Annotated in this window: 16 protein-coding genes; 9 read left to right on the plus strand and 7 right to left on the minus strand. The window is 31.7% G+C overall.

Annotated features, from left to right (window positions below; genetic code table 11):
• Positions 1 to 5: 5 nt before the first annotated feature.
• Both Q0828_RS09320 and Q0828_RS09325 read right to left on the minus strand, forming a co-directional pair.
• Positions 6 to 344, minus strand: coding sequence for a hypothetical protein (locus tag Q0828_RS09320; RefSeq protein WP_298419888.1), 339 nt, complete (start codon positions 342 to 344; stop codon positions 6 to 8).
• Between the two features lie 20 nt (positions 345 to 364).
• On the minus strand, positions 365 to 1,006 hold the full coding sequence (locus Q0828_RS09325) for a DUF4159 domain-containing protein (RefSeq protein ID WP_298419890.1): 642 nt from the start codon (positions 1,004 to 1,006) through the stop codon (positions 365 to 367).
• 40 nt (positions 1,007 to 1,046) lie between these two features.
• On the opposite strand from Q0828_RS09325, the gene Q0828_RS09330 reads away from it, so the two are divergent.
• The gene (locus tag Q0828_RS09330; protein WP_298419893.1) at positions 1,047 to 1,790 is read left to right on the plus strand and encodes a thioredoxin family protein; all 744 of its coding nucleotides are present in this window, start codon (positions 1,047 to 1,049) and stop codon (positions 1,788 to 1,790) included.
• Between the two features lie 88 nt (positions 1,791 to 1,878).
• Here Q0828_RS09330 and Q0828_RS09335 read toward each other — a convergent pair whose 3' ends face one another.
• The 3 genes from Q0828_RS09335 to tsaD all read right to left on the minus strand — a co-directional run bounded on the left by Q0828_RS09335 (position 1,879) and on the right by tsaD (position 4,108).
• Complete coding sequence (locus Q0828_RS09335; RefSeq protein WP_298419894.1) at positions 1,879 to 2,586, minus strand: 16S rRNA (uracil(1498)-N(3))-methyltransferase; 708 nt, start codon at positions 2,584 to 2,586, stop codon at positions 1,879 to 1,881.
• A 73-nt stretch (positions 2,587 to 2,659) separates the two neighbouring features.
• Complete coding sequence (locus Q0828_RS09340) at positions 2,660 to 2,998, minus strand: TfoX/Sxy family protein (RefSeq protein ID WP_298419896.1); 339 nt, start codon at positions 2,996 to 2,998, stop codon at positions 2,660 to 2,662.
• Between the two features lie 87 nt (positions 2,999 to 3,085).
• Positions 3,086 to 4,108, minus strand: a complete 1,023-nt coding sequence (gene tsaD, locus Q0828_RS09345; RefSeq protein WP_298419897.1) for a tRNA (adenosine(37)-N6)-threonylcarbamoyltransferase complex transferase subunit TsaD — start codon at positions 4,106 to 4,108, stop codon at positions 3,086 to 3,088.
• A gap of 183 nt (positions 4,109 to 4,291) precedes the next feature.
• On the opposite strand from tsaD, the gene Q0828_RS09350 reads away from it, so the two are divergent.
• From Q0828_RS09350 to Q0828_RS09365, 4 genes are all read left to right on the plus strand, one after another.
• Positions 4,292 to 8,779, plus strand: coding sequence for a translocation/assembly module TamB domain-containing protein (locus Q0828_RS09350; protein WP_298419899.1), 4,488 nt, complete (start codon positions 4,292 to 4,294; stop codon positions 8,777 to 8,779).
• A gap of 384 nt (positions 8,780 to 9,163) precedes the next feature.
• Positions 9,164 to 10,150: a 6-phosphofructokinase gene (gene pfkA, locus Q0828_RS09355; RefSeq protein ID WP_298419901.1), complete on the plus strand. Its 987-nt coding sequence runs from the start codon at positions 9,164 to 9,166 to the stop codon at positions 10,148 to 10,150.
• Between the two features lie 30 nt (positions 10,151 to 10,180).
• Entirely contained in the window at positions 10,181 to 11,179 is a 999-nt protein-coding gene (gene gap / locus Q0828_RS09360) for a type I glyceraldehyde-3-phosphate dehydrogenase (RefSeq protein ID WP_298419903.1), read from the plus strand.
• Between the two features lie 116 nt (positions 11,180 to 11,295).
• Positions 11,296 to 12,174, plus strand: a complete 879-nt coding sequence (locus tag Q0828_RS09365; RefSeq protein WP_298419905.1) for an N-acetylglucosamine kinase — start codon at positions 11,296 to 11,298, stop codon at positions 12,172 to 12,174.
• Between the two features lie 78 nt (positions 12,175 to 12,252).
• On the opposite strand, the gene Q0828_RS09370 is transcribed toward Q0828_RS09365, so the two are convergent.
• Positions 12,253 to 12,417: a hypothetical protein gene (locus tag Q0828_RS09370; protein ID WP_298419906.1), complete on the minus strand. Its 165-nt coding sequence runs from the start codon at positions 12,415 to 12,417 to the stop codon at positions 12,253 to 12,255.
• Between the two features lie 217 nt (positions 12,418 to 12,634).
• Positions 12,635 to 13,672 carry a GMP reductase gene (locus tag Q0828_RS09375; RefSeq protein WP_298419908.1) on the minus strand — a complete coding sequence of 346 codons (1,038 nt, stop codon included), beginning with the start codon at positions 13,670 to 13,672 and terminating at the stop codon, positions 12,635 to 12,637.
• A 280-nt stretch (positions 13,673 to 13,952) separates the two neighbouring features.
• Here Q0828_RS09375 and Q0828_RS09380 point away from each other — a divergent pair, with 280 nt between their 5' ends.
• From Q0828_RS09380 to Q0828_RS09395, 4 genes are all read left to right on the plus strand, one after another.
• Positions 13,953 to 17,252: a tetratricopeptide repeat protein gene (locus tag Q0828_RS09380; RefSeq protein WP_298419910.1), complete on the plus strand. Its 3,300-nt coding sequence runs from the start codon at positions 13,953 to 13,955 to the stop codon at positions 17,250 to 17,252.
• Entirely contained in the window at positions 17,221 to 19,176 is a 1,956-nt protein-coding gene (locus tag Q0828_RS09385; protein ID WP_298419912.1) for a DUF3857 domain-containing protein, read from the plus strand. The genes Q0828_RS09380 and Q0828_RS09385 overlap by 32 nt, the downstream gene beginning before the upstream one ends.
• 3 nt (positions 19,177 to 19,179) lie before the next feature.
• Positions 19,180 to 21,144, plus strand: coding sequence for a DUF3857 domain-containing protein (locus tag Q0828_RS09390; protein ID WP_298419914.1), 1,965 nt, complete (start codon positions 19,180 to 19,182; stop codon positions 21,142 to 21,144).
• 236 nt (positions 21,145 to 21,380) lie between these two features.
• Entirely contained in the window at positions 21,381 to 23,405 is a 2,025-nt protein-coding gene (locus Q0828_RS09395; protein ID WP_298419916.1) for a hypothetical protein, read from the plus strand.
• Positions 23,406 to 23,637 lie beyond the last annotated feature (232 nt).

Genomic DNA, 23,637 nt, shown 5'->3' on the forward strand with positions numbered 1-23,637 from the left:
TAGGTTTAATCAATCATTAATTTATTGAAATCGGTTGCTCTCTTTTTTTGATGTATCCATACAAATGCAGGAATTCCAAAAGTAACTGCGCCAAAAAGCACACCTAAATTCCAGAGAATTACTGTTAGTATTAAAGTAATGATTAAAGTAATCAGTATTACTGCATTATTCATTTCTCCATGCAATCTATTGATATGCTTTTTTGTATGTTTTCCACAGTGTTTACAACGTTCATTAAATTCTTCGCCAATTTCTTGTTTCAAGTCATAACGATTGTCAGAAGCTACTCTTATATAATTTATTTTTCCACACGAAGTTGAAGCACAGTAATAACTAAGTTTCATGAGTGTTTTTTTAGAAATCATTAATGTCTAAACGCATAGTTCACAATATTTGCGCCCATTTGCAAAGCTTTCAAACGAACTTCATCCGAATCGTTGTGAATCTCTTTATTTTCCCAACCATCGCCTAAATCACTTTCAAACGTAAATAACAAAACCAATCTGTTTTCATGAAATAAACCTAAAGCTTGCGGACGCATGCCATCGTGTTCATGAATTTTTGGCAATCCTTTCGGGAAAGAATACGGTTGTTTAAAAATTGGATGTGAAGCAGGAATCTCTTTTAATTCCTGATTAGGAAATACCTTTTTTAATTCCTTTCGAATATATTGATTCATTCCATAATTGTCATCAATATGCAAAAAACCTCCAGAAATTAAGTATTTACGCAAGTTTTCAGCATCTTCTTCTGAAAAAAAAACGTTTCCATGTCCTGTCATATGTACAAACGGAAATTGAAACAAATCTGTACTACCAACTTCCACGGTTTGCGGTTTTGCTTTAATAGTTGTATTTATATTTTGATTGCAAAATTTAATCAAATTAGGAATTGCTGTCGGATTTGAATACCAATCACCACCACCTGCATATTTCAAAATGCCAATTTCTTGTGCATGTGTAAGTGAAACACTCAATAAAAATAAAAGTAACGTAAGCTTCTTCATGTAAAATCGTCTTATACATTGCAAGTTAAACTTTAAGATCATGAAACGAAAATATTTAGTAACACTTTCACTTTTTGTCATATTCTTTTTTGCATCATTTATGGATAGTGTCAAAAAAAAGCAGGAATCTGTGGTTGTTTTGGAATTATTTACATCGCAAGGTTGTTCAAGTTGTCCGAGCGCAGATGTATTGTTGGAAAAAGTTGGAAATGAATATGTCGAAGCGAATGTATTTACCTTATCATATCATGTTGATTATTGGGATTATATTGGTTGGAAAGATCCGTTTAGTCAAAAACAATTTACTGAAAAACAACGTTCATATGCTCGAAAGTTTAATGATAACAGAATTTACACACCAGCAGTAATTGTCAATGGAAAAGAACATTTTGTAGGTTCCAATCGTTCAAAAATGTATACGAAGATTAAAGAGTATAAAAAGCATAAAAATAAGTATGATATTTCGCTTGGCGCGATACAGCAAAAAAAGAATTCAGTAAAGTTTGAATATACAATTGATGGCGATGTATCAAATACAAAAGCCAGAGTTGTCTTAGCAATTAAAGAACGAATTACAGAAGTAAAACGTGGGGAAAACGCACGAAGAATCTTGAAAAACAATAATATTGTTGTTAGCGAGAACTATCTGATGGAAGTCAAAAAAACAGGAAACTACACATTTCATCTTCCTGAAATTGTTACAGAAAGTGATAAATTGAGCGTATTTTTGATTTTAGAAAATAAACAAAAAGATATTTTGAGTGCGCAGAAATTGGATTTTTAGTATCGTTTTACTTTTGGTATTTTGGTAGATATATTTTTTTAGAAACTAGCGTCAAGCTCAGAATGATGAACTCTTGTATAAGTTATAATCATTCTCCATTCATAAACGCAACTGAATGACATGCAACAACAGCAGCCGTTTCCGTACGTAAACGCGTATCACCTAAGGTTACAGGAATATAATTATTTGATAGCGCAAGCTCAATTTCTTTCAAAGAAAAATCGCCTTCCGGACCAATCAAAATTGTAACGTCTTTCTGAATTTGTAAAACTTGTTTCAACGATAGTTTTTGATTTTCTTCACAATGTGCAATAAATAACTGTTCGTCTTTGTGTGTTGAAATAAAATTTGAAAACGAAATAGCAGGTTTCAATTTAGGAAAATAAGCATTTAAGGATTGTTTCGTTGCCGATTGAATAATCTTTTCATATCTATCTGCTTTAATCACTTTTCGTTCCGATCGATCACAAATAATTGGTGTAATTGTATCAATTCCAATTTCAGTAGCTTTCTCCAAAAACCATTCGTATCGATCGTTCATTTTAGTAGGTGCAACAGCTAAATGTAATCGGTAACTCTTCTGTTTTTGAAACTCAAATGATTGTATGGCTACTATACAATTTTTCTGATCTGCAATGGTAATTTGAGCAGAAAAAATATACCCTTTTCCATTCGTGATATGCAAAATATCATCTTCTTTCTTGCGTAATACACGTACAATATGCTTGCTTTCTTCTTTAGAAAACGTATAGTTTTTAGTATCGGGTGTTAATTCAGGTGTGTAAAAAAGTTGCATTTGCAGAAGTTATGAATTGTGAATGCTAAATTATGAATTATAAATGTTCGATGTTAAATGAAAAAGTTACTTTTTAAGAATTAAGCCCCAATTTATATTTTGCATGTTCCAAACCAAGTTCAATCCACAGTAACAATTCATGTTCAGTTTCAAAACCTTCTGAAGATACATAAATGAATTCTTTCATAGGTTTTTTTGTAAAATCCATTGGTCGAACGAAATCTTTGGCTAGGTTTTCTTCCATCTTATCAGAAATGACTCTAACCATCAAATCTTCCTTTACAATACCAATAACCATTTTTCCTTCATACATAAAGCAAATTCCACCAAACATTTTTTTCTCTGTAAAAGTCTCAGGGAAAAAAGTGAATTGTTCTCGAATCCTATTTGCTAAACGTTCGTTAAATGCCATGATGTTAAAAATTTTAAATGCTAAACTTCGACTTCGCTCAGTTTACAGTTTTTTCAAATCTAAAGACTCAATGCTAATATCTAAAAACTATATTTTAATTCTCGAATTAGCCGTAACTGCTTCGTCTGTGAAATCTTCTTGTAAATATTTCAAATACCCAACAATTCCAATCATTGCGGCATTGTCGGTTGTATATTCAAATTTAGGAATATGTGTCTTCCAACCAAATTTAAACTCACCATCTTTCAATGCTTTGCGGATGGCAGAATTCGCGGAAACACCGCCGCCAATGGCAATGGTTTTAATTCCAGTTTGTTTGACAGCTTTTTTTAATTTATCCAAAATAATGTTCACAATCGTATATTGAATAGAAGCGCAAATATCTTTTAAATTCTCCTCAATGAAAATTGGATTCTCTTTGGTTTGTTTTTGAATGAAGTATAAGATAGCCGTTTTCAATCCTGAAAAGCTGAAATTCAAGCCTTGCACTTTAGGTTTAGGGAACGGAAATGCTTTCGGATTTCCTTGATTTGCTAGTTTATCAATTTGTGGCCCAGCAGGATATGTTAAGCCTAAAATTTTACCACTTTTATCATAGGCTTCTCCAACGGCATCGTCAATAGTTTCACCAATAACTTCCATCTCAAAATGATTCTTAACGACCACAATTTGCGTATGTCCACCAGAAATTGTCATTGCTAGAAAAGGAAACTCAGGAATCTCTTGTGTATCATCTTCAATAAAATGCGCTAAAATATGCGCTTGCATATGGTTTACTTCAATCAACGGAATATCCAAACCAAGTGCTAAAGACTTTGCAAAAGAAGTTCCAACTAACAAAGAACCCATTAATCCAGGTCCACGTGTAAAAGCTATGGCAGTTAACTGTTTTTTGTCGATATTTGCGTTAGCTAATGCTTGATGTACGACAGGAACAATATTTTGTTGATGTGCACGCGAAGCCAATTCAGGAACAACACCTCCGTATGCTTCATGAATTTTCTGATTTGCGACAACATTTGATAAAACTTTTGCGTTCTTCAATACCGCGGCAGAAGTATCGTCACAAGATGATTCAATAGCTAAAATATATACATCTTTTGTGCTCATAAATTTTAAAAGGCATAAAAATTGATAATAAGTTCACAAAGATATGCTAAACATCGTGTTTTGTATTAATTTTTTTGTGAATTTGCAGTGTCTAATATGACACATAACTTTTAATTCTGAAACATCATCAAAAGAGTCTGGAAAATAATCAAACGTATTCTAATAGCAATATTGCTATTGTTTATGTTTTTGGTGCTTTTCTTTTCGATTCCTGCTGTGCAAACTGCTGTAGGACGAAAAGCGACGAATTGGTTGAATGATACGTATAAAACGAATATTAATATTGATCGTATTGGATTAAAATGGAATGGCGATATTTCTTTGAAAGATATTTATATTGAAGATTACTTAAAAGATACGCTGATCCATGTACAAACGCTAGAAGCCTCTATTCTGAGTTTTAAAAATGCAGTGAATAGTAAACTAGAATTTGGAGGTGTAAAAGTTGATGGTTTAACCTTAAATATCAACACGGAAAAAGATTCTATAGATACAACTCTAGATGTTTTTATAGCGAAGCTCGATTCTGAACCTTCTGATGGAACACCGTCAAATTTTTTACTGATTACATCTAAGCTAAAGCTGACTAATAGTAAATTTAGATACATTGACCATAATCACGAAACGGCTAAAATTCTTGATTTTCAAGAATTATCAGGAGTTGTGAACGATTTCAGAGTACAAGGTCCAAATGTATATGGAGATGTCACCGGATTAACATTTTTAGATCATAGAGGATTGCGCATTGAAGAAATGAATTCTAAATTTCAATATACGCTTACGCAAATGCGTTTTGAAGATTTAGTCATGAAAACTAAAGGTTCAAAGCTTGATGGAATGCTGGTGTTTGATTATGATAGAAAAGACTTTGCAAACTTTTTAGACAAAGTAAGAGTGACTGCAAGTTTTAAAGATTCTGAAATTGATTTTGCAGAATTGAACTATTTCTATGATGAATTTGGAAGCAAAAAAGGGCAGTTTTCTACAGAAATTACAGGTGTTTTAAATGATTTTACGACGAAGAATTTCAAATTCAAATCGCCAAGTACTGTTATCAATGGAAATGTTCGTTATCAAAATCTATTCACTTCTGAGCGACCTTTTTATATGAAAGGTGATTTTGACCGTTTGTCTTCAAACTACTATCAATTGCGAACATTATTGCCAAATTTACTTGGGCGTACATTGCCTTCATCTTTTCAGAAATTTGGACAATTCAATATCCGCGGAACTACAGAAATTACTGAAAAGACTATTGATGCCGATCTAATCATTGATACCGAAATAGGAAGTTCTGTATCTGATTTAATATTAACTGAAATTGATGATATAGACAATGCTTCTTATGAAGGAAAAATAACATTAGAAGATTTCAATTTAGGTGTGTTTGTAGACGATCCTATGATTGGAAAAATAACACTAGATGCAGACGTTGATGGAAAAGGATTTACGCAAGAAAAATTAAATACAGAAATTGTTGGACGTATTTTTAAATTAGAATACAACGATTATGAATACCAAAATTTAAACGTTTCGGGAGTTTTAAAAGATCAATTATTTGATGGAAATTTAGTTTCAAACGATCCAAATGCAAAATTCAACTTTCAAGGATTAGCAGATTTATCAGGTGTTGAAAACGAATTCAGATTCAAAGCTTCTATTGATTTATTAGATTTACACAAATTAAATTTTGTCACAAGAGATAAAGTTTCCATCCTAAAAGGTGATTTCGTATTGGATGTGATTGGAAACAATATTGACGATATGGCAGGAGATATATTCTTCAAAAAAATTGCCTACACCAACCAAAACGCAACTTATGCTTTTCAGAATTTTAATGTAAACTCTGAATTTGACAAAGACATTCGGAAAATCACGGTGGATTCGCCAGATATCATTGAAGGAACACTCACAGGACGTTTTCATTTTGATGAAGTAATTGACTTGGTGCAAAACTCTGTCGGAAGTATTTACGCGAATTACAGACCTATAAAAGTGTTGCCAAATCAATATTTAACGTTCAATTTTAAAATCTATAACAAAATTGTAGATGTATTTCTTCCAGATGTGGAATTGTCAAAAAACACCTCACTTAGAGGAAGTATTATCGGTGATGAAAATAAATTTAAACTTACGTTTAAAACGCCTCAGATTATTGCCTACGGAAATACAGTTGATAATGTAGAGTTACAAATAGACAACAAAAACCCCGTATTCAATACGTATCTGGAAATTGCTGGCATTACTACAAAATGGTATGATGCGAGTGAATTCAATCTAATTAATAAAACAATTAATGATACTTTATTCTTTAGAACAGAATTTAAAGGAGGAAAAGAATTGGATGATGTCTATAACTTAAGTTTCTATCATACCATAAATAGCAATAACAAATCGGTTGTCGGACTCAAAAAATCGGATGTTGCTTTTAGAGGAAATAAGTGGTTTATCAACAACAAAAATGATCGTAAAAATCGATTCATTTTTAATAAAACGTTGGATTCTATTTTCATTGAAAAAATTGTGATGAATCATCAAAATGAAGAAATTGATTTAGAAGGACAATTGTTTGGGAAAAATGATAAAAGCATAAAATTGCAATTCATTGATGTTGGATTAGAAAAAATAACGCCAGAAATAGATAGTATTCGCTTAGGCGGAAAAGTCAATGGAAAACTAGATATTAAGCAAATAAACGGTGGTTATGTGCCAAAATCGAAGCTTAGTATTGCAGATTTATTAGTAAATGATCAATTATTAGGTGATTTAAATATAGACATTACTGGAGATGAAAGTCTGGAAAAATTTGATGTAAATGCAAAGCTGGTCAATGAAACTATTGAATCTTTGATAGCTGTTGGAAACATTGATATGTCTGGAGAAATGAATACGATTGATGTTGATGCAAAAATTGACAAATTTGATATTTCTCCGTTTAGCCCATTAGGAGAAGATGTTATTACGGACATTCGCGGATTGATTTCTGGAGATGCAAAAGTCGTCGGAAACTTAAACAATCCAGCAATCAATGGAGAGCTTAACATTTTAGCTGGTGGATTGTACATTCCATATCTGAATGTTGATGTAGATATGGCAAACAGTTCAAAAGTCAAACTCTACGATCAAACATTTGAATTTGACAATGTAACCATTTTAGACACACAAGATTATACGAAAGGACTACTTAACGGAACCATTTCGCATACATCTTTTGACGATTGGATTCTTGGTTTAAATCTTACGACTGATCGTTTATTGGTGTTAAATACAGAATTAGACGAAGATGATGAAGAAGCCTTATATTACGGAACTGGTTACATCAGTGGAGAAGCTTGGATAGATGGTCCAACTGATGAACTCTTAATTCGTGTAGAAGGAGCTACGGAAAAAGGGACGTCGTTAAAAATTCCTATCAGTGATGTAGCTTCCATTGGTGATGCATCATTCATAAAATTTGTTCCAAAAGATGAATTTTATGATCCACAAAGTAAAGAGGAAAATGCACTAAATGATTTTAAAGGATTGGAATTACAATTTGATTTAGATGTAACACCAGATGCAGAAGTAGAAATTGTAGTAGATAAAAATACAGGAAGTACCATAAAAGGAAGTGGAGTAGGAAGTCTATTGATGGAAATTAATACCAATGGTAAATTCAATATGTGGGGAGATTTTATCACTTACAAAGGAGAATATAATTTCAAATATCGTGGAATCATTAATAAAAAGTTCACGGTAAAACCAGAAGGAACTATAACTTGGGAAGGCGATCCATTCAAAGCGCAATTAAATGTAGAAGCAGTATACAATTTAGAAGCAAATCCTGATGTACTATTAGATAGTCCAACCTTCAATAAAAAAATACCTGTAGAAGTTGGAATTCGTTTAACAGGAGATTTGTTAAAACCAGATCCATTGTTTAATATTTCATTTCCAACGACAAGAGGTGTTGCGGAGTCTGAATTAACAGGTTTCTTACTAAATGATGAAGACAAGCGAAGATTGCAAGCATTATCATTATTATCACAAGGGCGTTTTGTAAATGAAGTAAACATCAATCAAAATGCAATTACAGGAAATCTTATAGAAACTGCTACTGGCATTATCAATGATGCGCTTTCTGGTGACGGAAATGGTAAATTAAATGTTTCATTAAATTACAGTCAGGCGGATCGTTCCAATCAATTAAATCTTGAAACAGCGGATCAATTAGGTTTCAAAGTCTCAAGTCAAATAAGTGATAAAATCACGTTCAACGGACAATTGGGAGTTCCGGTTGGTGGTGTTACACAAACGGCAATAGTAGGTGATGCAGAAATAGAAATCTCATTAAATGAAGATCGTTCGCTGACGGCAAAAATATTCAATCGCCAAAATCAAATTCAATATGTTGGAGAAATTCAAGGATTTACACAAGGAATTGGATTATCTTACCAAGTAGATTTTGATACCCTAAAAGAACTGGTAGATAAAGTTTTGAAAGGGAAAAAGAAAATGGCGGAAGAAAAGAAGAAAAAAGAAGAAGAAGAAACAAAAGTTGGAGGCGGACTTATCCAATTCGAGGATAAAAAAGTAGATAAAAAAGAGAAGAAGACAGCAGATTCTAAAAAAGAAGAAAAAAAGGAAACTTCTAAAAAAGAAGAAGACAAGAAAACTGAAAAGGGACAATAGTTTTATCTAAGACTAAATTTTCAAGTTGTTTTATTAATAAATGATAAAATTTCAATTTCCTTCAATATGCAAAGATCTTTGTTTTTGATTCTATGATTTAACGACCTACTAAACTTATTAAAAAGTACAAATGTGTCTTCTTATAAAAACAATCTAAATTCTTCAAAAAATAATTCAAAAACAAGTTGATTTACACTTCAAAAAATCAATTTTATCCTTTACGAAAGTTTATCAAAACTGAAAAAACACTGCCCTAAAACGTTAAAATTCTGAGAACTTATTAACGAAAACGTTTGAAATTTTCGAACACCATAAAATTAGTGTTAAGCGTACTATAAAATCAAAATAAGTTTACTAGCTTTACTATTCAAAATAAAAAAATGCATGCAAAGTAACATCAAAAAAATAGGGGTAATGACCTCTGGAGGAGATGCTCCAGGAATGAATGCAGCCATCAGAGCTGTAGCAAGAGCATGTTCATATTACAATGTAAAATGTGTAGGATATTATAGAGGTTATCAAGGAATGATTGAAGCTGATAGCGTAGAACTAACTGCACGTAGTGTAAAGAATATAGTAAGTAAAGGAGGAACGATTTTAAAATCAGCTCGCTCCTTAGAATTCAAAACAAAAGAAGGTCGTAAAAAAGCATACGAAAATCTAAAAGAAGAAGGTGTAGAAGCTATGATTCTTATTGGAGGAGATGGAACGTTTACAGGAGGAATGATTTTTAGTAAAGAATATGACATTCCTGTAATTGGAGTTCCTGGAACTATAGATAATGACATCTTTGGAACAAAATTCACAATTGGATATGACACAGCTTTAAATACAGTTGTAGAAGCGATTGATAAAATTCGTGATACGGCAAGTTCGCACAATCGATTATTCTTTGTGGAAGTAATGGGACGTGATGCAGGATTTATTGCTTTAAATGCAGGAGTTGGTGCTGGAGCTGAAGAAATACTAATTCCAGAAGAAGACTTAGGATTAGACAGATTATTAGAATCATTACAAAGAAGTCGTAGAAGCGGAAAATCATCAAGCATTGTGGTGGTTTCTGAAGGAGATAAAATAGGTAAAAATGTATTCGAATTAGCAGAATATGTTACTGAAAACTTACCTGATTATGAAGCACGTGTATCTGTATTAGGACATATGCAACGTGGAGGAAAACCAACATGTTTTGATCGTGTATTAGCCAGTAGACTTGGTGTGAAAGCTGTAGAATTGATTCTAGACGGACAATCAGATGTAATGGTTGGAGTTTCAGACAATAAAGTAGTCGTAACAAGTATTGAAAAAGCGGTAAAAGGCGAACATAATATTAACAAAGAGTTATTAAGAATATCTGATATATTATCAGTATAAAGTAAGAATAGAAAGAAAAAAGAAGATAAAATGACAAGATTAGGAATTAACGGATTTGGAAGAATTGGAAGAATCGTATTTAGAGCAACTTTAAAGCGTAACAATGTAGATGTAGTTGCAATTAATGACTTATTAGATGTAAATCATTTAGCATACTTATTAGAATATGATTCAGTACATGGAAGATTTGATGGAAAGATTGAAGTAAAAGACGGAAATCTTGTTGTTGATGGAAAAACAATTCGTGTAACAGCAGAAAGAGATCCTAAAAACTTAAAGTGGGATGAAGCAGGAGTTGATGTAGTTGCTGAATGTACAGGAATTTTTACAACGCTAGAAACGGCTGACTATCACATTCAAGCTGGAGCAAAAAAAGTAGTGATTTCGGCACCTTCTAAAGATGCACCAATGTTTGTAATGGGAGTAAATCATAAGGATGCAAAAGCTTCTGATAAAATTGTTTCAAACGCTTCTTGTACAACAAACTGTTTAGCTCCAATTGCTAAAGTATTAGATGATAACTTCGGAATTGAAGAAGCATTAATGACTACAATTCACGCAGCAACATCTACGCAATACACTGTAGACTCACCATCAAAGAAAAACTACAGATTAGGTCGTTCGGCAATGAACAATATCATTCCAACAACTACAGGAGCTGCAAAAGCAGTTGGGAAAGTAATTCCTAAACTAAACGGAAAACTAACAGGAATGGCATTTCGTGTACCAACAGTTGATGTATCTGTAGTTGATTTAACGGTTCGTTTAGAAAAAGAAACATCGTACGAAGAAATCAAAAATGTCTTCAAAGCTGCTGCTTCAGAAGGAGACATGAAAGGAGTTTTAGGATATACTGATGAAGCTGTTGTTTCTCAGGACTTTGTAAGTGATGATCGTACAAGTATCTTTGATGCTGGTGCAGGAATTGAATTAAACTCAAAATTCTTCAAAATTGTATCTTGGTACGATAACGAATTTGGATACTCAAACAAATTAGTAGACTTAGCGTTACACGTAAACAACTTATAATATAAAAAATAGCAAACGCACTTAGGAACATTTTTGAGTGCGTTTGTTACACTATACAAACAACACTTCTTGCAAAACATTTCCTGGAAACAGGAAATTTATTTTATATTCATCCTATGATTTTAGTAGTAGACAGTGGTTCCACAAAGTGCGATTGGATTGCAGTGGATAAAGATGGAAATCAATTATTAGACAAACTTCGTACAAAAGGGTTAAATCCTGCAATACTTGCGGAGAAAAAGCTAAAAAAGACCATCAAAAAAAGCAAAGAACTTTCAGCACATCGTCATACCGTAACGCATATATTCTTTTATGGAGCTGGTTGCGGAACGGAAAATCCACGTTTATTATTAAAAGGAGTATTACAAAACTTTTTCCCAAATGCTGAAATTTTAGTAAATGAAGATACCTTAGCGGCAGTGTATGCAACTATCAATGATATTTCTGAAGCAGCTGTTGTGTGTATTCAAGGAACAGGTTCAAACTGTAGTTACTATGATGGAAAACAATTACATCAACGTGTAAATTCTTTAGGCTATAGCCTGATGGATGACGCAAGTGGAAACTACTATGGAAAGCAATTAATTCGTGATTACTATTTCAACAAAATGCCAAGCTCTATTCGTGTTGCATTTGAAGAAAAATACAATCTTGAAAGTGATTATATCAAATACAACTTGTACAAACAACCCAATCCGAATGCTTACCTGGCAAACTTTGCAGAATTTATGTTTCTAAATAAAGATTCAGACTATGTTGTAGAGCTAATCAAAAGAGGGTTCCGTGAATTCTCAGAAAACATGATTATGCAATACGAAGAAGAACTAAAAACGACTCCTGTTCATTTTGCAGGATCTATTGCATTTTTCTCAGAAAATGAAATTAGGGAAGTCGCTAAAGAATTTGGCTTTACAGTTGGAAATATTGTTAGAAGACCAATTGAAGGTTTAGTTTCCTTTCATACAAAAGCTTTAAGAGAAAGCCAGAAATTGTAATTATTATTAAATAAAAAATATAGAAAGAAAAAGGTAACAGCATGATTTATGTTGCTACCTTTTTTATTTGAAAAATAATTATTGACACATAGAATCACAATATGTCAAACATTGACTAACTCTACAACTAAAAGATGCACACGGTGGATTAAACGATCTTCTTCCTCCAGATATTTCTTGTTGATCTAATGTAGAAATAGACTCTTTTGATAAACTCAATGATTTTAAATTTCTTTTCTTCATGGTATAAAATTTAGGTTAATAAAGAAAACAAATTATAAAAAGAATAACTAGGAGAATTACGGTATCACCTTACTTAATATATGATTAACGATTTTTGATTTTAAGTTTTCAAATTATTAATTAAAATACGAGTATTTATAGTTTACACCCAAATTAACGAATCAATAAATAATAGATAATTACGGTCATATCGAGTGTTATCGAGGCATTATAAAATTTAAGAGTACACTCTATTTTCTTGCTCAGAAACACGAATAAAAGTAGTTCGTTTGGTTAGCTCTTTTAACCTTGGAGCACCAACATATGTACACGTACTTCGAATACCTCCTAAAATATCTTGAATAGTATCTGAAACATTTCCTTTTAAAGGAATTTCAACTGTTTTACCTTCGGAAGCTCTATATTCGGCAACACCGCCAACATGTTTTTCCATTGCTGTTTTAGAACTCATTCCATAAAATTGCTTGAATTTTTCTCCATTGCGTTCAATGAGTTCACCACCACTTTCATGATGTCCAGAAAGCATTCCTCCAAGCATTACAAAATCTGCACCAGCGCCAAATGCTTTTGCTAAATCACCAGGAATGGCACAACCGCCATCGGATATAATCTGTCCGCCGAGTCCATGTGCAGCATCAGCACATTCAATAATTGCAGAAAGTTGTGGGTAGCCAACACCAGTTTTTACACGTGTAGTACAAACTGAGCCTGGTCCAATCCCTACTTTTACAATATCGGCACCTGAAAGAATCAATTCTTCTACCATTTCACCTGTAACCACATTTCCAGCAATAATTACTTTATCAGGAAATTGCATGCGTGCATTCTTAACAAAATCAACAAAATGTTGTGAATATCCATTGGCAACATCAATACAAATAAATTTCAATTGTGGATGTATTGTAAAAATATTTCTTAGCTTTTCATTGTCTTTTGCACTGGTACCTGTACTTACGGCAATATATGGAATATAACTTTGCGGAATAGATGCCATAAAAGTATTCCATTCTTTAATGCTATAATGTTTATGAATTGTAGTGAATAACTGTTTAGAAGCTAGAGCTTTTGCCATTTCAAACGTTCCTACGGTGTCCATATTTGCTGCCATAATAGGAATGCCTTTCCATACATAAGAACAGTGCAAAAACTTAAAAGTACGTTCCAAAGAAACTTCTGAACGACTTTTTAAAGTTGAGCGTTTTGGACGAATCATTACATCTTTAAAGCCTAATTTTATATCACTCTCAATACGCATGTTGTAAGATTTAAATGGTTATGATTTAAAATTAAAAAGTTTCAGATGAAACCACTTTTTTTGACCTCTATTTTTATAAAAGGTTATCAACAATGTAACAAATAAACTACTAAGGATACCAATTGTAATGTACGTTTATGCAAAAATAGCGACACCTACGAAGTTTGTTTTGTTTTGAAATTTAGAGAAGGTATATTTAACATTATTTTATGTACATAAAATAATGTATTTTTATAGGCAACAACCGAATAATCACATACATTAACAATTTTATTTATCTATGAAAAAATTCCCGTATTTCTGTATACTGCTATTGCTTCCCTTTGTCAGTATATCACAAGAAAAAATTCCTTTTATTGATCCTGCAAAAATTATAGAGCAAATTCAAGAAGAGGAACAAAAAGGTGAAAGTGCAAAAGCACTTGCACTCATTGAAAAAATCAATAAAAATGATTCTACGTATTGCTCCCTTCTAACATCAAAAGCTTACTATCTCATCAACCTAGAAAAGTATGAGGAAGTTATCAAAGTATTAGATGATGGAGAAGCTTATGACTGTGGTGATGCGAAAGCATATTTTTACATAAACAAAGGTGTTGCGTATGCAGCTATGGAAAAATATGACATGGCTATTGAAGTATACGAAGAAGGAATAAAAAAATACCCTAAATTTCATAAACTTTGGAATAACAAAGGTACTTCACTGCAAAAATCTGGAAGAATTGAAGAAGCTGTACAAGCCTATCAAAAAGTTATAACGCTCAATCCGTTTTTTAGAGAAGCCTATTTAAAATTAGGAAATATTTGCTATAGACAAGGTAAAGTAACGCAAGCATTAATGTGTTACAACATATATCTTATGCTAGATCCTGATGGGGAAGGAGCTTTTGATACGCTTCGTTCATTGAATGATATTGTATCTAACAAAAACGAAAATGAAGCAGATCCTGATATAGAAATCTCTGAAGATGATGAATACTTTGAAGATATTGATTTAGTAATTGATAATAAAATTGCACTGAATGACGATTACAAAATAAGTCACAAAATTGACGTTGCACTAGTACGACAAAACCACGCAATGTTAGCACAATTGGAAAACTATGAAGGAACAGATGGTTTTTGGAGTAAAAAGTTTGTGCCATTTTACCAGTGGATTCAAGCAAATGATCATTTTGAAAATTTCGCATACACATTAGTAGCTTCTATTGAAAACAAAAAATATAAAAAACAGATAAAGCGAAAAGAAAAAGATATTATCGAATTCTTAAAACAAGCCATACAAAAATGGAAAGGAATCTTAAGTACCAATATTGTAACTGTTGATGGAGAAGAAAAAGAATTATCATATTTCTATCAAGGAGGATATGTAGAAGGGCAAGGAGAACTGAAAGGTGAATTGCTTGTTGGAAAATGGAAATTCTACAATAGTTACGGACGTTTAACAGGTGAAGGAACATTTAGTTCAAGTGGTGAACGTGAAGGTGATTGGCAATGGTATAATGAACACGGAAAAGTTAAAGAAACTGCTAGTTATACAAATGGAAAATTAACAGGCAATAACTTAATGTATTATGAAGATGGAACTGTATACATAAACGCAAACTATACAGACGGAGAATTTGATGGAGAATACAAATATTACAACAAACAAGGTGCATTACAGCAAAAAAAATATTTCAAAAATGGAAAGCTGAATGGAAAGTATATCTCATACTTTAGAGTTGGAGAATTATTACCTGAATATGATATCAACTATAAAGATGACTATCCAGATGGTAAAATTTTAGAATACTATGCAAATGGAAAAGTATACAGAGACATGTACTATGCGGATGGGAAAACAAATGGTGTAGAAAAAAGATACAACCTTAAAGGAGATGTAATTTCAGAAGCAAACTATAAAGACGACGAACTTAATGGTGCATATATTACCTACCATGTAAATGGAAACATAAATGATAAAGGAACGTATGTAGACGGAAAACCAAATGGAAAATGGACTGTGTATTATGATGATAAAACTATTGAAGATGAATACACATATGTGAGAGGAAAACTCAACGGAATAAATAAGCATTACGATAGAGATGGTAAAATTCATTATGAATATACATACCGTAAAGGTGAAATCATTGCATATAAATTTTATGATAAAGCAGGGAAAATTATAAAGCAAGCCAAGAAAAAAGGCGGTGAATTTCTATACAAAAGTTATTCTCCATACGGAAACATTACTTCAGAAGGAGTATATGATATAGAAGGTGGAAAAAAAGGTAAATGGAAATTTTACACAGATCATGGTGCATTAAGTGGAGAAGGTTCATATAAAGATAACAATACAATTGGTGAACACATTACATATTACAAAAATGGTAAAAAAGAATCAGTCATAAACTATAATAATGAAGGTGTTGAAGATGGTTACCATGCTACATATTACAATAATGGACAAATGAAGCATCAATGTTGGTATAAAGACGGAAAAGAATTTGGTGAATTCCGCGATTACTACTTAGATGGAACAGTAGAAAGTATCTATTTCTATCACAAAGGGGAATTGCATGGAATGCAAACAGAGTATACGAACAATGGAAAATTAGACAGACAACTTGTATACAAATATGGAACGTTACTTACAGATGAATACTTTGATCAAAATGAAAAATCGTTTCAAAAAATTGATCATCAAAAAGAAGCGAAAAATGGTCTTTTTTCATACAATTATACCAATAACAAGCCAAACGTATCATTTACCTATGTAAATGGTGTAAAACATGGAGAATCTATATCGTATTCTTTTACAGGAAAGAAAAGGGTAGAAGGATCATATGTAAATGGAAATGAAGATGGAAAATGGACTTGGTATAATGATGATGGAAAAGTACAACTAGTGCAAAGCTATTACCAAGGTAATATACATGGAGAGTCAATAGCGTATAGTGATGACGGAACAATTACGCGAAAATCTACACATCATAGAGGGAAAGAAGAAGGATTGTACACATCTTATTACGACAATGGTAAACTAGAAATATCTACACCGTACAAAAAAGGGAAAGAACACGGACGTAAAGAATTTTTTGATCCATTAGGAAATTTACAGCTCGTTCGTTTTTACGAATATGGAAGACTTATTGGATATAGTTATTTGGGAACGGACGGAAAAGAAGTTGATATGATTCCAATAACAAATGAAACAGGGAAAATAAAAGCATTCTATGATAACGGACAAGTTTCAAGAGAAATGGAAGTAAAATTTGGAGATTTTACAGGTGTATACAATTCGTTCTATTATGATGGTAAACCAGAAAGTGAACTTACTTATATAGATGGAGAATATCACGGAACTACGAAAGAATACTACGAAAATGGGAAGCTGAAAAATGAAAAAGAATACAAACACGGAAAGCTTCATGGAAAAACAAAAATATACCATGAAAATGGACAATTAAAAATGGAAGCTAACTTGGTAAATGATGAAATTACAGGAGAAGTTAAGCATTACGATGAAGCAGGCAAACATACAAAAACAGAATACTATTTTAATGGAGAAATATACGAGTCAAAAACTCTTTAAAAACATATCATTACTGATTATAGCACTTGTGTCTACAAGTGCTATGTTTGGACAAAAATCTTCAGAATATACCAATCTGAAACAAAAATATCCAAACGCGAATCAAGTTACATTACAAGAAGAAACTACCATAGAGATCAAACTCAAAAAAGGAAATCTAGAAATTACACAACGTTTCCTAGAGGAAGATATCTATTTAAATGAGAGTGCAACGTACAAATCAAAACGATCATTAAACTTCTCTTCATTTTTTGAAATGATAGAAGTGGAAGCGTCCGCATTTAATTATGTAAAAGGAAAATACAGAGAAACAGAAGTAAAAGAATTCAAAGAAAAAGATGAATTAGATAAATCCTTTCATGATGATACAAAATCATTAAACTTTATCTATCCTAACTTAAAAGAAGGTTCAAAAACGAAACTTGAATATGCTGAAAAAGTGAAAAATCCTCGTTTCTTAAGTCCATTTTATTTTGGAGGATTTTCGCCTGTAAAACATCGAAAAGTAACCATAATTGCTGATAAAGATATTTCGTTACAGTTTAAAGAATTCAATACAGAAAACATTCCAATTAACTTCTCTAAAAAAGAAAAAAGAGGAAACATCGTCTATACGTGGGAAATTCAAAATATAGACAAAATTGATTATGAGGAAAACGTTCCAACGTATAAAAACATATTGCCACATATTGTTCCAATCATCACATCTTACAAAGATGAAGATAATAAAGATGTGAAATTATTAGGTGAAGTTTCTGATTTATATAATTGGTATTATTCATTGGTAAAAGATGTAAACACACAAGAATGTGATCAAGAGCTAGTGACAATTGTCAACGAAATAACTGCCGACAAAGCCAATGATTTAGAAAAAGTAAGAGCAATTTACTATTGGGTACAAAAAAATATAAAATACATTGCTTTTGAGTACGCTTTAGGAGGTTTTGTGCCAAGGGAAGCAAATGACGTATACAAAAAGAAATATGGCGATTGTAAAGACAATTCGAGCATCTTAGCAACGATGTTAGACATTGCCGGACTCAAAGGAAACCTTACGTGGATTGGTACACGAACCATTCCGTATTCTTACGAAGAAGTACCAACGCCAATTGTAGACAATCACATGATTTTGTCGTATCAATATGAAGGGAAAACATACTTTTTAGATGCGACAGGTAGATATTTACCAATTGATTTCCCTTCGTCTTTCATACAAGGGAAAGAAGCGTTAATCGGAAATGGAGAAGGTGACTTTAGAATAGAAGAAGTTCCTGTAATAGATGCCATGCGAAATGCTACAATTGACACAACGTATATCTCAATTGACGGTGAAAACATTGTTGGAAAGGGGAAAATAGAACTCTCTGGTTATGAAAAAAATCACTATTTCAATTACTTGGAAAGTATCAAGTCAGACGAGAAACGTACATCTTTCTACAACAGTATTTTACGTAAAGGAAGTAATAGCTTTTTAGTAGACAATTTTAAAGAAAAAAACCTATATGAATATGATGAAAACTTTATAGTAGAATACGATTTCAATATTGCAAACTATGTGAAAAGTATTGATGATGAAATTTATGTAAACCTGAATCTAATCAAAGATTTATCTTCTTTCAAAACAAAGAAAGACAGAAAACATGAAATCAAAAACACGTACAAAATTCATTATAACTATCAAACAATATTTGCCATTCCAGAAGGCTATGAAGTATCATATATGCCCGAAAATATTGAAGTTAAAAACGAATGGATTCGATCAGCAATAACATACAAACAAGAAGAAAATCGAATACTGTATAGTCATAATGGTGAATTGAATTATTTAAGTTTATCTATTGAACAACAGAAAAAAGTAAACAAGTTGATCAAAAAAATTGAAAAAAACTTTAAAGAAATTATCGTTTTAAAAAAGAAATCATAATATATGAAAAAAATACTCATAACTTTATTTGTGACGTTATCAATTCAAGCGATAATAGCACAGGAAATGGCTGAATTTAAATCTTATGACTGGGAAGAAAATCCAAACTATACCATAGATGAAAGTGAAAAAGATGAACAAATCATAACCTTAAAAGAACAAGTGATCACAGAGTTTTTCTTTGAAAATGAAAACTCATTTGTAGAATATTTCTTGGAACACAGAATTGTTTGGTTAAACTCAGATGAAAAAATAGAAGACTACAACAAAATCTATATTCCATATGCGACAAGTTCTAATTTAGAAGTAAGTAAAGCGCGTGTAATCAACAAAAAAGGAGAAATTTTAGAGCTAGATAAATCTAAAGTATTATCTGCTATTGACGAAGAAACAGGAAGCAAATACACTTATTTTGCATTAGAAGGAATTGAAAAAGGGAGTTTTATTGAATACTTCTATGTTGTAAAAAAACGTCCAAGTTACAAAGGAAGAAAACTATCATTACAAACATCACATCCTAAAAAAGAAGTAAAATTTGATTTATACGCTCCTACAAATTTATTATTTGCATTCAAAAGCTACAACGGAGTGCCAGAAGTGGTAAGAGATACAATTCTCAAAGAAAAAAAACATTGGAATATTCGTATGGATAATGTTGAATCGTTGGAAAGAGAGGCACAATCTGCGTACAATGCGCAAAGAGGTTTTGTAGTGTATAAATTGGATAAAAACCTTGCGTCAGGTGTAAACAATATTTCTTCTTACGGAGAGGTATCACAAAACATCTACAGTTATTACTATCCTGAGTATTCGAAAAAGGAGAAAAAGAAAATCAAGAAGTTTATTGCTGAAGCGGGAATTGATAAACTTACTGATCAAGAAGAAATTATCAGAACCTTAGAACGATTCATAAAAACAAATGTATTCAGTTCAGAAGGAGTTGATTATAATTTAGAAGAAACGCTAGATAAAAAAGTAGCGAGTGAATCTGGTTTTACGAGCTTATATACGGCAGTTTTAAATACATTGGGAATTAAAAATCAAATCGTAATAACTTCAGATAGAAGAGATTTAAAATTTGATAAAAAGTTTGAAGCAAACAACTTCCTAAGAGATTTCTTAATATACATTCCAAAATATAAAAAATACCTTTCACCAACAGAGCTTGATAGTAGATATGGCTTTCCTCCAGCAAATTTAACGGATAACTATGGCTTATTCATCAAAGAAGTAAAAGTTGGCGATTACAAATCGGCAGTTGGAAAAATAAAGTATATAAAGCCTATCAAAGCGAATAAAACTGTTGATAAAATGAACTTTGAAGTATCATTTGATGAAGATGACCTTACCATCATAAACGTGGATTTCACCAACGAACTTACAGGATACTACGCATTATATGTACAAGCGTTTTCAAATCTTTTCAATGAAGAACAACGAACAGAATTGATGGAAGGTTTCGGAAAAAGAATTCATAAAGATGCTGAAATTATTAGTAAAAAAATGACAAATGAAGCTCCTGAATTATTTGGAGTAAAGCCTTTAATAGTAAACACAACTGTAGAATCGGATGCACTAGTAGAAAAAGCTGGAAAAAAATACCTATTCAAAGTTGGAGATTTAATCGGGCAACAAATGCAATTATATCAAGAAAAAAAGCGTGTGATGCCAGTTGAGAATGAATTTCAACGTAGCTATGTACGAACAATTAAAGTAAACATTCCTGAAGGTTATCAAATAAGTAATTTGGATGATATAAAAATTGACAATTCATACATAAGAAAAGGGAAAAAGGCACTTTCTTTCTTATCTGATTATGAACTCAAAGACAATGTATTAACGATTGTAGCCAACGAATATTACCGAATGAATATTGTTGCTGCATCTGAATATGAAGAATACAGAAAAGTGATCAATAGTGCAGCGGATTTCAATAAAATCACTCTTATCTTAGAACCAAAAGGATAATATACTAACATTTAATACTCAAATGAATCTCTAGAAGTAAATACTTTCTGCTGATTCATTTGAGTGTAAAATGATAAAAATCTTTAAAATGTATTGCAATTTGAAATGCATTTTAAAGATTATTTCTTCATAAATTTCACAAAAATTAAATCATTTATATTGGACTAGCGATTTGCATTGTGCCATGTTAAAAAAATTAAATTCTAATTTGTGAAAATCACTCAATAATTTTCAGAATGACAAAACGAAAATATAGGTGTAGTATTATAATCTTTTTAATAAGTTGTGCGTTATCAATACTACATGCGCAGGAACTAACGACAGTTGAAAAAAAAGACCTTCCAGAGTATATAATTGTAACAGATGTTACTAAAAAAATAGAAGAACTCAATGATAGTTTAGCTATAGCAAAAGCTGAAAATAATACGCATAGTCAAATACAGCTATTATATCGTAAAGCTCGAATCTTAGCAAAAGAAAAACAAACAGAAGAAGCTAAAAAGAACTATACGGAAGGCATACAACTTTTCGAAAATACAAGAGACAATCAAAGCAAAGTGAAGTTCTTGACAGGATTGGGAGCACTTTCAGACCTGGAAGGAGACGCAGAAAATGCCGAAAAATACTTTAAAGAAGCAATTAAAATTGCAAAACAGCATAAATTGACAGCGGGAATCACTTGGGTTTTATTTCATAATGGAGAAAATTACATTCAACCCTATCGATTAACTAAAGATGAATTAATATATATAGTTGATTTTGCAAATAGATACTTATACAGTTCACCACAATTAACATTAGCCGCGAGTCATTGGTTAATAAATCAATCAGGAGATCAAAAAAAGTATGCGATAGACGGACATGTTTATGCAGGTTTAGTATATAGAGATTGGGGACAATTTGATAAGTCTTTAGAGCAGTTTTATCTAGCACAAAAGGTTGGTGAACAATATTCTTTTGTAGAAAAGTCTAAATACTCACCATTATTAAACATTTCCGCAATTTATGATATGCAAGGGCAGCGTGAAAAATCGCTCGAAATTATAAAAAAAGTCATTGTTGCTGCAACAAAAGATAAAGATGATTGGGCGTTAGCTTATGCTTTAAAAGATTTGGGAATCACATTGATGCAATCTGGAGAATACAACACTTCCGAAAAGCAATTTTTAGCGTGTATTCCAATAATGGAAAAGCTTAATAATCAACGTGGAGTTGGTGTGTGTTATTCCAACCTATCTAATATTTACTTAGAAAGAAAAGAATATGGTAAAACAAAAGAAAGCATAGCAAAAGCATTAAAAATACTAAAAGCTACGAATTACGATCAGTTGTATGCGTCCACATTATTAGTAGAATCTAATATGTATCAACAATTAGGCGACTGGGGAAAATCTGCAAAATTGATCAATCAAAGTTTAGAGATATCTAAGCGTATTCAGGCATTAGATTATGTTATGGGCGGTTACATCTATATGATGAATTATTATAAGCATAAAGATAACGCCACTCTTTTAGCTAAATATGCTGATAGCCTTATTAAAACACATGAAAAGTATTATAAAGAAACTCGTATTCACGAAACTGAAAACTTGAAAATTAGGTATGAAACAGAGAAAAAAGAAGCGCAACTAATTGTTCAGAAAAAATTAAATGCTTCTTTAAATGCGGAAAACACCTTGCAAAAACGTTTACGAAACACTATGTTTTTCATTCTTTTATTAAGTAGTATTGTGTTGTTATTATTTTTTAATAGATATAAACTTCGTAATCGATTGATGCATGAACAGGAAAAAAGAAACCTTATAGAAAAGAAACAGCTCGAAGAACAAATGAATCATAAACAACGCGAATTAGCGACGATGACGTTACAAATGTTGAAAAAAAATGAGTTGCTCCAACAATTATCTAAAAATATAAAAAAACTAGAATACAAAAGTGGTAATGAATCTCAAAAGGAAGTGAAAAAACTAAAAGAAATGATTCAAAGCCAAAATCGACTCGATCAAGATTGGTCTACTTTTAAAATTCATTTCGATGGTGTACATCCAAATTTCTTCAATCGTTTACGTGAAATAATTAACAATCTTACTCTACAAGACGAGCGTCATTGTTGTTATATTAAAATGGGTTTATCTACAAAAGAAATTGCGCAATTAATGAATATCAGTTCTTCCAGTGTTCAAATGGCGCGTTATCGACTCAAAAAGAAACTAGAACTTGGGAAAGAAGAAGAGATTTATAATTTCATAAATAGCTTATAAAAAGCATGTGTTTTTTAATTCTCGTTACGCTTATCATTCTACATTTTTACTACAAACGAATGAATAGTGAAAATTTGTTAAAATTAAATAATGTTTTAATTATTAGTTGTTTACGTGTTTGTGTAGAAGGTTTGTATAACCTGTTTTAACAAATTGTAGAAGATTTGTATAACTCAAAAGTGATAGACGAGTGTGTGTTTCTGTATTTCTTTGTATTCACAATTCAATCATA

The organism is uncultured Kordia sp. (assembly GCF_947496985.1).
Taxonomy (GTDB): domain Bacteria; phylum Bacteroidota; class Bacteroidia; order Flavobacteriales; family Flavobacteriaceae; genus Kordia.